Annotated in this window: 12 protein-coding genes; 5 read left to right on the top strand and 7 right to left on the bottom strand. The window is 72.4% G+C overall.

The window, feature by feature from the left end; translation table 11 throughout:
- The first annotated feature begins 98 nt into the window (after positions 1 to 98).
- Both ACIOD2_RS21600 and ACIOD2_RS21595 read left to right on the top strand, forming a co-directional pair.
- On the top strand, positions 99 to 1,541 hold the full coding sequence (locus tag ACIOD2_RS21600; RefSeq protein WP_400540574.1) for a nitrilase-related carbon-nitrogen hydrolase: 1,443 nt from the start codon (positions 99 to 101) through the stop codon (positions 1,539 to 1,541).
- The gene (locus ACIOD2_RS21595; protein ID WP_400540571.1) at positions 1,538 to 3,145 is read left to right on the top strand and encodes an exo-alpha-sialidase; all 1,608 of its coding nucleotides are present in this window, start codon (positions 1,538 to 1,540) and stop codon (positions 3,143 to 3,145) included. Before ACIOD2_RS21600 ends, ACIOD2_RS21595 begins: the two co-directional genes overlap by 4 nt.
- A 64-nt stretch (positions 3,146 to 3,209) precedes the next feature.
- On the opposite strand, the gene ACIOD2_RS21590 is transcribed toward ACIOD2_RS21595, so the two are convergent.
- The 6 genes from ACIOD2_RS21590 to hutH all read right to left on the bottom strand — a co-directional run bounded on the left by ACIOD2_RS21590 (position 3,210) and on the right by hutH (position 11,275).
- A complete protein-coding gene (locus tag ACIOD2_RS21590; RefSeq protein ID WP_400540568.1) occupies positions 3,210 to 4,373 on the bottom strand; it encodes an FAD-dependent oxidoreductase in 1,164 nt (387 codons plus the stop codon).
- A 108-nt stretch (positions 4,374 to 4,481) separates the two neighbouring features.
- Complete coding sequence (hutI, locus tag ACIOD2_RS21585; RefSeq protein WP_400540565.1) at positions 4,482 to 5,627, bottom strand: imidazolonepropionase; 1,146 nt, start codon at positions 5,625 to 5,627, stop codon at positions 4,482 to 4,484.
- Positions 5,615 to 6,904: a formimidoylglutamate deiminase gene (locus ACIOD2_RS21580; RefSeq protein ID WP_400540563.1), complete on the bottom strand. Its 1,290-nt coding sequence runs from the start codon at positions 6,902 to 6,904 to the stop codon at positions 5,615 to 5,617. The genes hutI and ACIOD2_RS21580 overlap by 13 nt, the downstream gene beginning before the upstream one ends.
- Complete coding sequence (locus tag ACIOD2_RS21575; protein WP_400540561.1) at positions 6,901 to 8,097, bottom strand: allantoate amidohydrolase; 1,197 nt, start codon at positions 8,095 to 8,097, stop codon at positions 6,901 to 6,903. The genes ACIOD2_RS21580 and ACIOD2_RS21575 overlap by 4 nt, the downstream gene beginning before the upstream one ends.
- Entirely contained in the window at positions 8,094 to 9,746 is a 1,653-nt protein-coding gene (gene hutU / locus ACIOD2_RS21570; protein ID WP_400540559.1) for a urocanate hydratase, read from the bottom strand. Before hutU ends, ACIOD2_RS21575 begins: the two co-directional genes overlap by 4 nt.
- Positions 9,747 to 9,748: 2 nt before the next feature.
- The gene (gene hutH / locus ACIOD2_RS21565; RefSeq protein WP_400540556.1) at positions 9,749 to 11,275 is read right to left on the bottom strand and encodes a histidine ammonia-lyase; all 1,527 of its coding nucleotides are present in this window, start codon (positions 11,273 to 11,275) and stop codon (positions 9,749 to 9,751) included.
- An 84-nt stretch (positions 11,276 to 11,359) separates the two neighbouring features.
- Here hutH and ACIOD2_RS21560 point away from each other — a divergent pair, with 84 nt between their 5' ends.
- The 3 genes from ACIOD2_RS21560 (at position 11,360) to ACIOD2_RS21550 (ending at position 14,864) form a co-directional block, all read left to right on the top strand.
- A complete protein-coding gene (locus ACIOD2_RS21560; RefSeq protein ID WP_400540553.1) occupies positions 11,360 to 12,142 on the top strand; it encodes an IclR family transcriptional regulator in 783 nt (260 codons plus the stop codon).
- A gap of 162 nt (positions 12,143 to 12,304) precedes the next feature.
- The gene (locus tag ACIOD2_RS21555) at positions 12,305 to 13,531 is read left to right on the top strand and encodes an MFS transporter (protein ID WP_400540550.1); all 1,227 of its coding nucleotides are present in this window, start codon (positions 12,305 to 12,307) and stop codon (positions 13,529 to 13,531) included.
- A 79-nt stretch (positions 13,532 to 13,610) separates the two neighbouring features.
- Positions 13,611 to 14,864, top strand: coding sequence for a diguanylate cyclase (locus ACIOD2_RS21550; RefSeq protein ID WP_400540547.1), 1,254 nt, complete (start codon positions 13,611 to 13,613; stop codon positions 14,862 to 14,864).
- A gap of 7 nt (positions 14,865 to 14,871) precedes the next feature.
- Here the strand turns inward: ACIOD2_RS21550 and ACIOD2_RS21545 are convergent, their stop codons facing one another.
- A complete protein-coding gene (locus ACIOD2_RS21545) occupies positions 14,872 to 15,093 on the bottom strand; it encodes a hypothetical protein (protein ID WP_247061315.1) in 222 nt (73 codons plus the stop codon).
- Between the last annotated feature and the right edge of the window lie 612 nt (positions 15,094 to 15,705).

Raw genomic sequence — 15,705 nt, 5'->3', positions numbered from 1 at the left:
GACGAACCACGCATTTCCGGCAGGTAGGGCCAGCCCGACCACGAAGACGGTGGTCCAGCCCAGTGTTTCCGGCCGCCACCGCTGCGAACGTCGAGGTCATGAGCAGACTGGGGCCGGGTTGGCCGATCGCCGCGACGGTGGCATCGGGACTGTTGTTCTTCTTCGGCACGGGCATGGACCCGGTCCCCGAGCTGGCGTGGTGCGCACCATTGCCGATCCTGCTGCTCGCGCCGCGGGTGTCCGGCCTGACGGCGCTGCTCTGCGCGTTCGTCGCGTACGCCGCGGGCAGCGTCCCGAGCTGGAGCTACTTCTGGCACTCACTCTCAGTTCCGCGCCCGGCCGGGATCGCGATCCTCGCCGGCAGCGCGCTGCTGTTCGCCCTCGCCGCCGGGCTGTTCCGGCTGCTGGTCCGACGGCACCACGCGATGCTGGCCGTGCTCGCCGCGGCCGGACTGTGGACGGTCGCGCTCTACGCGGTCTCCCTGCTGAACCCGACCGGCCTGATGGGGACGTTCATGACGACCCAGGCCGACCGGCCGGTCGTGCTGCAGCTCGCGTCCGTCACCGGCGGCTGGGGGGTCGAGTTCCTGGTGCTGGCCGTTCCGGCCGCGGCCGCCGCGATCTGCGCGCCCGGCGTCAAGGGTGGTTCCCGGCTGATCTCGGTGGTGGCGGTCGCCGCCGTGCTGACCGGCCTGTTCTTCTGGAGCACCGCCCGGCTGAGCAGTCCCGCGGGAACCACGGCGAAGGTCGCGCTGGTCGTCCCGGCGAAGGCGGGTTATGCCACGGACGTCACGACGCCGCAGGGCGCCGCACTCCTGCAGTCCTATGTGGACCAGATCGGCGCGCTGCCCGGCGGCGTCCGCGTCGCCGTGCTCCCGGAAGCCGCCTTCGCGGTGGACGACGCTTCCCGGGCCGGGTTCGCCGAGCAGCTGCGCCGCACCGGCGTCGAGGTGGTCACCGGCGTCTACGACACCACGCCGCAGGGCCGGTTCAACGCCGCGCTCGACGTCCCGCTGTCCGGTCCGCCCGTCGAGTTCCGCAAGTGGCACAACGGGGATTCGAAGAACATCGTGTCCGGGACGGACCTCGCGTACCTCGCGGGGCCGGCGAAGATCGGCCTGCTGGTCTGCATGGACGTCAACTTCGCCGACCCCAGCGGCGACTACGGCCAGGCCGGCACCGGCCTGGTGCTGATCCCGGCGTCGGATGAGGACGTCGACGGCTGGGAGCACAGCCGCACCGCGCTGATCCGCGGCGTCGAGAACGGGTTCTCGGTGGCGTGGAGCGCGGCCCGCGGCACGCCGATGCTGTCCGACGCCCACGGCCGCGTGCTCGCCGACACCCACACGGGAGCACAGCCGTTCTCGGTGGTGACCGCGGACGTCCCGCTCGGCAGCGGCACCACCCCGTACGCGCGCCTCGGCGGCTGGTTCGCGTGGCTGTGCGGCCTGCTCGCGGTCTGCGGGATCGTCACGGCCGTCCGGCGAACCGCGAAAACCTCCGCTGCCGCCCCGGCCGAGGACGCTACGGTCGGGGCATGACCCTGCGTCCACCCGACAGCCCCGCCGGCGTCCTCCGGACCATCCGGCCCGCCAAGCCCGCCATCGCCTATGGGCAGGACACCCAGCACTCGGCGTTCCCGAGCGTCACCCGGTTGCCCGACAACACACTCCTGGTCGTGTACCGCCAGGGCAGCAACCACTACACCAACCGTGACGGCTTCATCCGGAGCACCGCGAGCCACGACGACGGCCGGACGTGGAGCGCGCCCGCCACGGTGATCGCGGCCTCCGCCGGGACCGACTTCCGCGACCCGTCCATCTCGCTCAGCCGCGACGGCACCAAGCTCTACCTGACGTACTTCAAGGCCACCACGTCCGTCGGCGCGGCCGGCTCCTTCTTCCGCTCCTCCGCCGACGGCGGCGCGACGTGGGGCAGCGAGGTCCGGATCGACGCGAGCCTGCCGTCGTCGGCGATCTCCGCGCCCGTCGTCCAGCTCGCCGACAACTCGCTGCTCGCACCGCACTACTCGAAGAGCAGCGGCGAGACCTTCGACTCGGCGTGGATCGCCCGCTCCACCGACAACGGCGCCACCTGGACCTCGACCCGGGTGGTCAACGGCCAGAGCGCGGGCCGCGACTACCAGGAGCCGTACCTGGTGAACCGGGGCAGCGCCCTGTTCCTGACGTTCCGGTGGGGCAACAACGCGTCCATCGGCGCGGCCCTGTCCACCGACAACGGCGCCACGTGGTCCACACCCGCCGCCGCGTTCACCGGCACCGGGCGGCCGTCGTCGGCGTGGCTCGCGGACGACACCGTCGTCGTGTACCTGCGCGACAGCGCGGGCCGGTTCGTCATCCGGGCGACGCGCGACCGCGGCACCAGCTGGCTGCCGCCCTACGTCGTCCAGATCCCGGCGAAGGGCGGCATGACGACCTACGCGTCGATGCTGGAAACCACCCCGGGCCAGGTCTTCACGGTGATGGCCACCGAAGACGCCCCGAGCACGGAGTCGCGGCTCGCGTTCACCTACCTGGGTGTCGGCGCGCAGCAGACGCCGCTCGGGTTCGTGCCCGGCGAGCAGGCGGCCGTCCGGGCCGGCTACGACCAGCTCGTGCTGGCGACGTCGTTCCAGCAGCCGAACGGCGCCCTGCCCATCCCCTGGTGGGTCGCGGCGGGCGCGCTGACCGTGACGGACGGGCTGCTGCGGTCCGCCAGCGCCGACAACGTCGCGGACAACGGCGTCGTCGAGACGGGCAGCCCGGACCACCGGGCCGAGGCCGACTTCCTGTGGACCGGCCAGGCCGGGTTCGGGATCTTCCTGCGGTACACCGACGCGTCGAACTACCTGCTGTTCACCCCGGAGACCGGCGGGGTGAACATCCGGCTGTACAAGAACATCGGCGGCACCATCACCCAGCTGGTCCTGGCGACCGGGAAGCCGGTCAACGCCGGCGGGTTCCACACGCTGACCGCGACCGTCCGGGCCGGCACGGTGATCGCCGCGGTCAACGGCGAGACCCTGATCCACTACGACCTGACGGGGGCCGAGAACTCGGCGCTGACCGGCACCAGCGCCGGGGTGAAGATCAACGAGCAGTCCGGCTCGGTGACGCAGTGCCGCCGGGTCGTGATCACCAACTAGCCACCGGCGGTCTTCGTGGCGGGGGCATCCCCCGTCACGAAGCACGGCCTGGCCGTGACACCGGTCATCCGGCCGCGGTAGCGGGCAACGGGTGCTGGCCCATGTACCGGCGCCCGTTCTCGGCGGACTCCCGCACCGCCGCGAAGCCGTAGTCCACCATCGCGGACTCGTACTCCGCCACGGCGTCGAGCAGCGGGGCCCCGGCCAGCGCGGACGCCAGCGCCGCGCCGTCGCGCAAGGCGGTGTTGGCGCCCGCGCCGGCGGCCGGGCTCATCGCGTGGATCGCGTCGCCGACCAGCGTCACCCGCGACGGTGACCACGACCCAACCGGCACGCTCGTGCGGATCGGCTGCGGGAACGTCGCCCCGGCGTCCCAGCTTTCGACCATGGCCCGGACCCGCGGGTGCCAGCCCTCGACCAGGCCGAGCGCGAGTTCCTGCAGGCCGGCCGCCGACATCGCGGCCAGCTCCGCGTCGGACCGGCCGAGCACCTCACGGCGCGTGCCGACCGCGCACGTCATGTACGGCTCGTGGTCGCGCAGCCGTAGCTCCGGCACCAGGCGCGCGCACGCCTCGGCGACCGGCTCCGGGTAGTCGACCGGCGCGAACCCGGCCATCGTCCGGTCCGGCCCGATCGCCATGGAAAACACCGCGAACATCTCGGGGTCGAACAGCGCGCGCGTCCGGCCGGTGAGCGGGATCCGGCCGTAGAGGTGCACCAGCCCGGCGTCGACGACCTCGGCGTGCGGCAGGTACTGCTGCCGCACCGGGGAATGGACGCCGTCCGCGCCCACCAGCACCGTTCCGCGCGCGGAGGTCCCGTCGGCGAAGTGCGCGGTCACGCCGTCTCCGTCGAGTTCGTAACCCGTGAACCGCTTGCCGTAGTGGACTTCCTGGCCGTGCAGCAGGATCTGCCGCAGCGTGAAGCGGTTGACGTTGAGGTGGGTGCCCTCGTCGACGAGGGTCGTGGCCAGACTCAGCTGTTCGTCGTAGACGTTCGTGCGCGGCAGCGCCCGGCCCGCCGTGGCGCGGAAGAGTTCGTGCAGTTCGGGGCGCAGCACCTCGTGCAACGCGGTGTCCCCGGCGCCGTCGATGTGCAGCCGGTAGCCCTGCAGCCGGGCGTCCGGGGCCGCGTCGCGTTCGTAGACCTGGCACGGGATTCCGGCGCGGCTCAACCCTTGGGCGAGGCTCAGGCCACCCAGGCCGGCCCCGATGATGACAACAGGCACACTTGTCCCTTCGTCGCTTCCGATGAAGGGACGCACAGGTGAGCCGGTGCTGCGCCGCCCGGACTAACCCATACCGGACTGTGTCTTCGCGCGTCCTCGGTCCCGACGTTAGCGCACCAGCGCGCCGGCGCGCCACACGGCTTTCGTGAGCGGGACTCCGGGGCGGTAGGCCAGGTGCGTGACGGACGGCGCGTCGAGCACGTGGACGTCCGCCCGCGCGCCGGGGCGCAGGACGCCGACGTCGTTGCGGCGCAACGCTTGCGCACCGCCCGCCGTCGCGGACCAGACGGCCTCCTCGATCGTCATGCGCATCTGCAGCACGGCCGTCGCGACGCAGAAGGCCATCGACGTCGTGTACGAGCTGCCGGGGTTGGCGTTGCTGGCCAGCGCGACCGTCGCGCCCGCGTCGAGCAGCCGCCGCGCCGGGGCGAGCTGCTGCCGGGTCGACAGGTCGCACGCGGGCAGCAGCGTCGCCACGGTTTCGGACGCGGCCAGCGCCTCGACGTCGGCGTCGCTCAGGTAGGTGCAGTGGTCGACGCTCGCCGCGTCCAGCTCGACCGCCAGCCGGACGCCGGGGCCTTCACCGAGCTGGTTGCCGTGCACCCGCAGGCCCAGCCCGCGCTCCGCGGCGGCCTTCAGGACTCGTGCCGACTGAGCCTCGTCGAAGGCGCCCGTCTCGCAGAAGACGTCGGCCCAGCGCACGCTTTCCGCTACGGCATCGAGCATCTCGCCGCACACGAGATCCACATAGGACTCGGCGTCGGCGCCCGGCGGTACCAGGTGCGCGCCGAGGAACGTCACCTCGTCGGCGACCTCCCCGGCGATCCGGGCGCTGCGCGCTTCGTCCGCGACCGTCAGCCCGTAGCCCGTCTTGGTCTCCAGGCAGGTCGTCCCCTGCCGGGCCGCTTCGTCGACGTGCCGGCGCAGGTTCGCGGCCAGCTGCTCGTCGGACGCCTCCCGCGTCGCACCGACGGTCGTCGCGATTCCGCCCGCGGTGTAAGGCTTCCCGGCCATCCGGGCTTCGAACTCGGCGGTCCGGTCCCCGGCGAAGACGAGGTGGGTGTGGCTGTCGACCCAGCCCGGCAGGACCGCGCGGCCCTCGACGTCGACGTGTTCGTCGGCGTCCGGCGCCTGGGACGTCGGGCCCACCCAGGCCACCTCGGTGCCGTCGAGCACCAGAGCCGCGTCGGTCAGCCGGCCCAGCTCGGCGTCGTTGGTCGTCAGCTCGCCGATCCCCGTGATCACGACTGCCACAGTGCCTCGATCTCCTTCGACAGAACGGTTTCCGGTCGCTCGATCAGCTGGTGCGTCCCGTCGCGGACGACGTCCCGGCCCGCAACGACGACGTGCCGGACGTCGGCGCCGGACGCGGCGAACACCACCCCGGACGGCTCGATCCCGGCCGTCCGCACGGAGTCCAGCGCGACCGTCACGAAGTCCGCGCCCGCGCCCGCTTCGATACGCCCGACCTCCGGCCACCCGACGGTCGCGTGGTCGGTGCCCGCGGCCAGGAGTTCCTCGGCGGTGAACCGGCCGCGTTCTTCGCTGGCCAGCCGGTCGTCGAGTTCGAGCGCGCGGGTCTCCTCGAAGGCATCGACGACGACGTTGCTGTCGCTGCCGACGCTGAGCCGCACACCCGCGTCCCGCAGCGCGCGGGCCGGCCCGATGCCGTCACCGAGGTCGCGTTCGGTCGTCGGGCAGAAGCACGCCCCGGCGCGGGCGGCGCCGAGCCGGGTGATGTCCGACGTCGTCAGGTGCGTGGCGTGCACGGCGACCAGGCAGTCGGTCAGCACGCCGTGGTCGTCCAGGAGTTCGGTCGGCGTGCGGCCGTAGGCGGCCAGGCACTGCTCGTTCTCGGCGCGCTGCTCGGAGAGGTGGATGTGCACCACGCGAGCACTGTCCACAAGCGACAGCTGGTCGGCCGGGACCGCGCGCACCGAATGGATCGCGGCGCCGACGCGGAACAGCTCGTCCTCTTTCAGCGAGGCGACCCGCGCAGCCCACTTCGAAGCCGAGCCGTCGGAAAACCTCTGTTGCATCTCGTCGGGCTCGACGCCGATGCCGCCCGCCAGGTAGCAGGTGTCGAGCAGGGTCAGCCGGATCCCGGCGTCGGCCGCGGCCTGGCGCAGGGCCTCCCCCATGGCGTTCGGGTCGGCGTACGGCTTGCCGCCCGGCGCGTGGTGCAGGTAGTGGAACTCGCCGACGCTCGTGTACCCACCCAGGACCATCTCGGCGTAGGCACCGCGGGCCAGCCGGTAGTACGTGTCGGGATCGAGCCGGGACGCGAGCGCGTACATCCGCTCGCGCCACGTCCAGAACGTGCCCCGCTCGTGGTGCGTCCGGCCGCGCAACGCCCGGTGGAACGCGTGCGAGTGCCCGTTCGCGAACCCGGGCAGCGTCAGTCCACTCAGGACGGTTCCGGCGCGCGGCGAGTCCGGCGTCACCGAGGTGATCTCCTGACCCGAAACCTCGATCCGCACGCCGCGCGCGATCCCGCCGGGCAGCCAGGCCTGCTCGCACCAGTACGTCATCGCGCCAGCTGCTCCAGCGCGGTGGCCAGCGCCTCCGCGCCCGCCTCGACGTCCGCCGCCTCGGCGAACTCCTCCGGCGAGTGGCTGATGCCGGTCGGGTTGCGCACGTACAGCATCCCGGCCGGGACGAACCCGGCGAGGATCGCCGCGTCGTGACCGGCGCCGGTCGGCAGTTCCGGCACGCCGCCGAGCCAGCCGCCGAGGGCGCGGCGCAGCCCTTCGTCGAACACGACGTCGCCGGAGTACGACTCGCGGGTCACCTGGAGCTGACAGCCCTCCTCCCGCGCCGCGGCCGACGCCGCTTGGCTGATCTCGGCGACCAGGTTCGGCGTGCCCTCACCGGGCACGCGCGCGTCGAGCCAGAGGTCCACTGTGGACGCGATGACGTTGGTTCCACCGGGGGTCGGCACGAGCCGGCCGACGGTCGCCCGCGCGTCCGGCACGCCCGAAGCCAGCCGCCGGACCGCGGTGACAGTCGCCGCGGCCGGCAGCATCGGGTCGGCCCGGTCGCCCAGGAGCGTCGCGCCGGCGTGGTTTCCCTGGCCGGAGAAGGAGAACCGCCACCGGCCGTGCGCGATCACGGTGCTGCCGACGGCCACCGGCGCGCCGAGGTCGATCAGCCCGCGGCCCTGTTCGACGTGCAGTTCCAGGAACTGGCCGATCTTGTCGAGCCGCTCGGCGTCCGGCCCCATCCGCGCCGGGTCGACGCCGGCCTTCTTGGCCGCCTCGGCGAACGTGACGCCGTCGGCGTCACGCAGGCCGCGCGCCTTGTCGGGGTTGATGGTGCCGGTGAGCAGCCGCGAACCGAGGCACGGGACGCCGAACCGGCCGCCCTCCTCCTCGGCGAACACCACGACGGCGATCGGCTTGCGCGCCCGGAACCCCTTGACCTGCAAGGCTTCCACGGCGGCCAGCGCGCTCGCGACGCCGAGCGGGCCGTCGAACGCGCCACCGCCGGGCACCGAGTCGAGGTGGCTGCCGGTGACGACGGCGTTGCGCCCCGGCGGCCCCCACCAGGCCCAGATGTTGCCGTTGCGGTCGGTCTCGACGTCCAGCCCGAGCCCCAGCGCCCGGTCGACGAACCACTCACGCAGGTCGTGCTCGGGCGCGTCGAAGGCGTGACGGGAGTAACCGCCGCGCTTAGGGTCGCGTCCGACGTCGTCGATCTCTCCCAGGAAGCCAGAAGCGGTCACGCATCCCCCTGCATCGGCACCCGCACGCCCCGCTCGTCGGCGACGTCGGCCGCGCGATCGTAACCGGCGTCGACGTGCCGAATGACGCCCATGCCCGGGTCGTTGGTGAGCACGCGCTCGAGCTTCTGCGCGGCCAGCGCCGTCCCGTCGGCCACGCTGACCTGCCCGGCGTGGATCGAGCGGCCCATGCCCACCCCGCCGCCGTGGTGGATCGACACCCAGCTGGCGCCGGACGACGTGTTGACCAGCGCGTTCAGCAGCGGCCAGTCGGCGATCGCGTCGGAGCCGTCGGCCATGCCCTCGGTCTCGCGGTACGGCGAAGCGACGCTGCCGGAGTCCAGGTGGTCGCGGCCGATGACGACCGGGGCCTTCAGCTCGCCGCTGGCCACCATCTCGTTGAACCGCAGACCGGCCAGGTGCCGCTCGCCGTACCCGAGCCAGCAGATCCGCGCCGGCAGGCCCTGGAACGCGACGCGCTCGCCGGCCAGCTTGATCCAGCGGGCGAGGGATTCGTTCTCCGGGAACAGTTCCAGCATCGCGCGGTCGGTCGCCGCGATGTCCTCCGGGTCACCGGAGAGGGCGGCCCAGCGGAACGGGCCGTTGCCCTCGCAGAACAGCGGGCGGATGTAGGCGGGCACAAACCCGGGGAAGTCGAACGCGCGCTCGCAGCCGCCGAGCTTCGCCTCGCCGCGCAGGGAGTTCCCGTAGTCGAAGACCTCCGCGCCCTTGTCGAGGAAGCCGAGCATGGCCTCGACGTGCTCGGCCATCGACTCGCGCGCGCGGTCGGTGAACTCGTCGGGCTTCTTGGCCGCGTAGTCGTGCCAGTCGGCGACGTCGACACCCTTGGGCAGGTACGACAGCGGGTCGTGCGCGGACGTCTGGTCGGTGACGATGTCCACCTCGACACCGCGGCGCAACAGCTCCGGCAGCACCTCGGCGGCGTTGCCGACCACACCGACCGACAGCGGCCGCTTCTCCTGCTTCGCTTTGGTGACACGGGAAATCGCGTCGTCGAGGTCGTCGGCGACCTCGTCCAGGTAGCGCGTCTCGACGCGGCGGTGCGCACGCTGCGGGTCGACCTCGATGACCAGCGCGACACCGTCGTTCATGGTCACGGCGAGCGGCTGCGCGCCGCCCATCCCGCCGAGGCCGGCGGTCACGGTCAAGGTCCCGCGCAGCGAGCCGCCGAACTTCTTCTTGGCGACGGCGGCGAACGTCTCGTAGGTGCCCTGGAGAATGCCCTGGGTGCCGATGTAGATCCACGACCCGGCCGTCATCTGGCCGTACATCGTCAGGCCCTGCTGCTCGAGCCGGCGGAACTCGGGCCAGGTGGCCCAGTCGCCGACCAGGTTCGAGTTCGCGATGAGCACGCGCGGCGCCCACTCGTGCGTGCGGAACACGCCGACCGGCTTGCCCGACTGGACGAGCAGCGTCTCGTCGGTGTCCAAAGTGGTCAGTTCGCGGGTGATCGCGTCGAAGCTGGCCCAGTTGCGGGCGGCCTTGCCGGTGCCGCCGTAGACGACCAGGTCCTCGGGCCGCTCGGCGACGTCGGGGTCGAGGTTGTTGTGGAACATCCGCAGCGCGGCTTCGGTCTGCCACGACTTCGCGGTCAGCTGGGTGCCGCGGGCGGCACGGACGACACGGGACATGCTCAGACCTCCAGACGGGCGGCGTCGAGGACGGCGCCGGAGCGGACGAGTTCTTCGGCGGCCGCGATCTCGGGCGCCAGGTGCCGGTCGGGGCCGGGGCCCTCGACCTTGGTGCGAAGCAGGTCCCGGACGCGGCCGGTGACCGGCGACGGCTCGAGCGGTGCCCGGAAGTCGAGCGCCCGGGCCGCCGTCAGCAGCTCGATGGCGAGCACGGTCGTCAGGCCGTCGACGGCCTTGCGCAGCTTCCGCGCGGCCGACCAGCCCATGGAGACGTGGTCCTCCTGCATGGCGCTGCTCGGAATGGAGTCGACGGACGCGGGTACCGCGAGCCGCTTGAGCTCGCTGACGATCGCGGCCTGCGTGTACTGGGCGATCATGTGCCCGGAGTCGACGCCCGGGTCGTACGCGAGGAACGGCGGAAGGCCGTGCGAACGGGCCTTGTCGAGCATCCGGTCGGTGCGGCGCTCGGCGATGCTGGCCAGGTCGGCGATCGGGATGGCCAGGAAGTCCAGCACGTACGCGACGGGCGCGCCGTGGAAGTTGCCGTTGGACTCGACCCGGCCGTCGGCCAGCACGACGGGATTGTCCACAGCGGACGCCAGCTCGCGCTCGGCGACGAGTTCGGCGTGCGTGAGGCTGTCACGCGCGGCGCCGTGGACCTGCGGGGCGCAGCGCAGCGAATAGGCGTCCTGGACGCGGTTGCAGTCCGGGCCGCGGTGGCTCTCGACGATCTTGGAGCCCTGCAAGGCTCCCCACATCCGCGCCGCACTCAGCGCTTGACCGGGGTGCGGGCGCAGCGACTGCAGGTCGGCGGCGAACACGCGGTCGGTACCCAGCAGCGCCTCGACGCTCATCGCGGCGGTGAGGTCGGCGATGTCGAAGAGCCGGTGCAGGTCGGCGGCGGCGAGCAGGAGCATGCCGAGCATGCCGTCGGTGCCGTTGGTGAGGGCGAGGCCCTCCTTCTCGGCGAGCACGACCGGCTCGATCCCGGCGTGCTTGAGCGCTTCTCCCGCGCTCATGATTTCCCCGCGGTAGTCGACGTCGCCCTCCCCCATCAGCGCGAGCGCGACGGCGGCCAGGGGTGCGAGGTCGCCGGAGCAGCCGAGGGAACCGTACTCGTGGACGATCGGCGTGATCCCGGCGTTGAGCAGGGCCGCAAGCGTTTGCGCGGTGCCCGGGCGGACGCCGGTGTACCCGCTGGCGAGGGTCCGCAGCCGCAGCAGCATGAGCCCGCGGACGACCTCCGTCTCGACGGCCGGCCCGGCGCCCGCGGCGTGCGAGCGGATCAGGCTGCGCTGCAGCGCGGTCCGGCTCTCCACCGGGATGTGGCGGGTGGCCAGCGCGCCGAACCCGGTCGAGACGCCGTACGTCGGCGAGACGGCGTGCGCGAGGTTCTCGATGTGCTGGCGGGTCGCGGCGAGGTTCTTCTCGGCCGCGTCCGTGAGCCCGACGGGCGCGTGGCCGCGGACGACGTCGACGACCTGGGCGGCGGTCATGGGTTCCGGGCCCAGGAGCACTTTTTCCGGCATGGGCCCATTGGACACGGCACTTAGCGCTGGTGGGATGCCCCACGGAGTGGTTCCGTCCGGTATCCCAGACATTAGGCTCGGGCCATGGGCGAGAGCAGTGAGGTCCCGGCGCTGCGCCGCGGGCTGGCGGTGCTGCGGCTGCTGGCGACGCGCCCGGGCCCGGTGACCGCGTCGGCGATCGCCCGCGAGGCCGGACTCCCCCGCTCGACGACGTACCACCTGCTCAACGAGCTGGAGTCCGCCGGTTTTGTCGTGCACCTGCCCGCGGAACGCCGGTACGGCCTGGGCATCGCGGCCTTCGAGCTGGGCTCGGCATACCTGCGCCACGACCCGCTGGAGCGGCTGGCCGGGCCGTTGCTGCGCAAGCTCGTCGACCGCGCCGGGCACACCGCGCACCTCGGTGTGCTGCACGGCAACGAGTCGCTGTACCTGATCAAGGAACGCCCGGCCCGCCCGGAGACGCTGGTGACGGAGGTCGGCGTCCGACTGCCGGCCCAGCTGACGGCGTCCGGCCGCGCGATCCTGCGGCACCTGCCCGCACCGCACGTCCGCGCGCTGTTCCCGTCGGCCTCGGCGTTCGTGCTCCGCACCGGCCGCGGCCCGCGCACGCTGGCCGAACTCCGCCGCACGCTCACCGCGGAACGCCGCCTCGGCTGGTCGATCGAAGACGGCCACGTCACGGACGGCTTCGCGTCCGTCGCCTGCCCGGTCTTCGACCACGGCGCCCGCCCGCTGGCCGCGATCAGCGTGACCTTGCGCCACCACTGCACGTCGGAGCCGTGCGCAGAGACGTGGCCGGAGCTGGCTGCCGAAGTCGCGACGACGGCGTCGGAGCTGACCACCCGCATCGGCGGCCACCCCGGCTGACCTCCACCCGGCGGCGCCGGTGCTGGTGCGATCGGGGCAACTGTCACCGAACGCCTCGATTCCACTCCGCTCGGTGATTACCGTGACTCAACAACGGTTTCGGGGGCGCGAGGGGAACCGGCGGATGGACGACGTGGTGGCATCCCGGCAGCCGGGGCACCGATGGTGACCCGGGTGGGTTTCGGCGCGGTCTTGGCCGTCGCCGAATTCCGCGCGATGTGGGCCGCCGAGCTGCTGTCGATCTGCGGTGACCAGCTCGCCCGCGTCGCGCTCGCCGTCCTGGTGTTCCAGCGGACCGACTCGGCCGCGCTGACCGGCCTGACCTACGCCCTCACCTACGTCCCGTCGCTGCTCGGCGGGGTCCTGCTGGCCGGCGCGGGCGACCGGTGGCCACGCCGCGACGTGATGATCGTGTCCGACCTGGCCCGGGCCGCGCTGGTCGCCGTCATCGCGATCCCCGGCGTCCCGCTGTGGGTGCTGTGCGTGCTGGTCGCGGTGATGACGATGCTGGGCGGGCCGTTCAAGGCGGCGCAGCAGGCACTGCTGCCGTCGGTCCTCGAAGGCGAGCGCTACCTGGTCGGGATGGCCCTGCGGAACGTGACGATCCAGGGCGCGCAGCTGGCCGGGTTCGCCGGCGGCGGCCTGCTGATCACCGCCCTCGCCCCGACCGCGGCCCTGGCCCTCGACGCCGTGACCTTCCTGCTGTCGGCCGCGCTGCTGGCGTCCGGTGTACGACGGCGTCCGGCCGTGGCCGCCGCGACGACGACCGGCGGCCGCGCCTGGCTGACGTCGACGACGGCCGGCGCCCGGCTGATCTGGCGGGACCCGGCGCTGCGGACGCTGGTGGCGCTGAACTGGCTGGCCGGCTTCTACATCGTCCCGGAGGCGCTGGCCGCGCCGTACGCGGCGGGCATCGGCGCGGGTGCGACGCTGGTCGGGCTGATCATGGCCGCGGACCCGGCGGGCAGCGTGCTCGGCGGGTTCGTCTTCGGCAAGTGGATCCCGGAAGCGACGCAGGTCCGGCTGCTCGGCTGGCTGGGGATCGCCGCCGGGCTGCCGCTGATCGTGTTCGTCGTGCGGCCGGGGCTGGTCCCGGCGGTGGTGCTGCTGGCCGCGTCCGGGTTATTGGCGACCGGCTACAACATCCAGGGCACGGTCTCGTTCATGCGGCGGGTGCCGGACGAGCACCGCGCGCAGTGCGCCGGCGTGAACTCGGCCGGGCTGATCACCGTGCAGGGTGTCGGCGCCGCGGCCGCGGGTGTGCTGGCCGACGTGCTGAGCCCGGCGCACACCATCGCGGTGGCCGGGGCGGCGGGGGCCGCCGTGGCCGTGCCGATCGCGAGGGCGTGGCGCCGGGTCCGGCTGCTCGGCTCGGAGGAAGAGCGATGACATCAGTTGTCGCGACCGCACATGGCGCGCCTCCTTTCGCGTCTTCGATCCGGACCGGCTCCGTCACCGGGCGGACACCATGAGTATGCGCGGCAGCGGGCCGTCGCGGTGGGCGCTGTGGCGGCAAGGTCCGCGCGTGATCGCGTATTACCTGGTCAGCGAGACGCTGGCGGTGGTGCTGACGCTCCGGCCGTCGCCGATCGAGGTCGACCGCCGGACCGTCGCGATCCTCGGGGTGCTGCTGGCGCTCGGCGTGCTGCAGTCGGAGACGGGCCGCCGGGTGGAGCGGATCCGCCGCCGCGTGGCGAGCACACCGCACATCAACATGACGTCGGTGTGGACGTTCGCCGGCGTGCTGCTGCTCTCGCCGCCGCTGCTCGCGGTGCTGGTCACGGGCCTGTACCTGCACCTGGCGATGCGCAGCTGGTACCGGCTGCAGCGCGTCCCGGCGTCGCGGACGGTCAGCAACGCGGCGATCATCCTGCTCTCCTGCTACGCGGCTCAAGGAGTGCTGCGCCTGGCCGGTCTCGACGACGTCCGGTCGGCGATGACGCACGGCTGGACGGGCACGTTCGCGGTGGCCGCGGCCGGCGTGACGTTCTTCGTGGTGAACGCCCTGCTGGTGCTCCCGGCCCGCCGCGAGATCGGCCGGACCCCGGAAGCGCTGTTCGGCACGTGGTCGGACAACGGCCTGGAGGTGGCGACGCTCTGCCTGGGCGCGTTGAACGCGCTGGCGGTGGCGACGTTGCCGGGCCTGGTGGTCCTGGTCCTGCCGTCGCTGCTGTTGCTGCACCGGACGGTGCTGGTCAGGCAGCTGGAGGTGGCGGCCCACCGCGACGACAAGACGGGCCTGTACAACACGAGCGGCTGGCACGCCCTGGCCGAACGCACCTTGGCGGGCGCGGCCCGCCAGCGCGGCACGTTCGGCCTCCTGATGCTGGACCTGGACCACTTCAAGCAGGTGAACGACACGTACGGCCACCTGGCGGGCGACGCGGTCCTCCGCGCGGTGGCCGAAGCGATCATCGCGGCCGTCCGAGGCCGCGGCGACGCGGTCGGCCGCTTCGGCGGCGAAGAGTTCGTGGTCCTGCTACCAGGTATCGCCCACCAGGACATCGCCCCGGTGGCCGAGCGGATCCGCAGGGCCATCAGCGCCCTGTCCGTCCCAGTGGGCCAGCTGGAGGTCGCGGGCCTATCGGTATCGATAGGCATCGCCGCATACCCCACAGCGGGAACGGCCCTGCAGAGACTGCTGGACGCCGCGGACACCGCCCTCTACCACGCAAAAGCCACCGGGAGGAACAAGGTGGTCCACGTAGCGGACCTGGTCTAGCCGATGATTATGAGGCCCGAACGAACCGGCGCCGCCCGGAAGAGGCATCAAGCCCCAACATAGCGAGCAGCTCAGCACACTCGGTGACATCCGAGGAATGCCCGGCAACAGTGATGACGGCCTTGTCGTTCTGCTCGGCAAGCCGCTCAGCCTCTTCAGCCCGGATAACACCCATCCGGCTGTCTTCGTCGTTGGCGGTGGAGCTGCCATTGGATCGGGCCCAGGTCATCTGGCACCTACTTCCGGCACGGGCATCCCCGGCCGAGACCGACCGGAAACCCACAACCATTCGTCGACCCACAGCATGACACCCCGAGTGAAATCACCCACAAGGAGGCCCCCTACAACACCCCCCGTAACCACCCGGCCACAACCGTTGTGGGCCCGACAAAGCACAACCAAAGATCGACACCAAACCCCCGATCCCTCCCACCAAGGCGAGGTGTGAGGACAGAGGGCAGGGGCGGAGCCCCTGGAACGGGGGCGAAACGGCGCAAAGGCGGAGCGCGGGCATACGGGGCGGAGGGGAGGCGAGGGCGGAGCCCGGGCATGAGAGACGAAGGGGCGAGGGCGAAGGGGCGAAGGGGCGAAGGGGCGAAGGGGCGAAGGGGCGAAGGGGCGAAGGCTAAGAGCACCGGACCGAGGGCGAAGCCAGGCGAGGGGAAAGTTCTCTCGAGCAAGCGACGGAAGTCCGGGCAGGCGGAGTCCAGGCAAGCCGGAGCCCAAGCAAGCCGGAGCCCAAGCAAGCCGGAGCCCAAGCAAGCCGGAGCCCAAGCAAGCCGGAGCCCAAGCAAGCCGGAGCCCAAGCAAGCCGGAGCCCAAGCAAGCCGGAGCCCACGCA

It is taken from the genome of Amycolatopsis sp. NPDC088138 (assembly GCF_044741685.1).
In the GTDB taxonomy this organism is placed as follows: Bacteria; Actinomycetota; Actinomycetes; order Mycobacteriales; family Pseudonocardiaceae; genus Amycolatopsis.
This window is presented reverse-complemented; position numbering and strand designations above follow the sequence as displayed.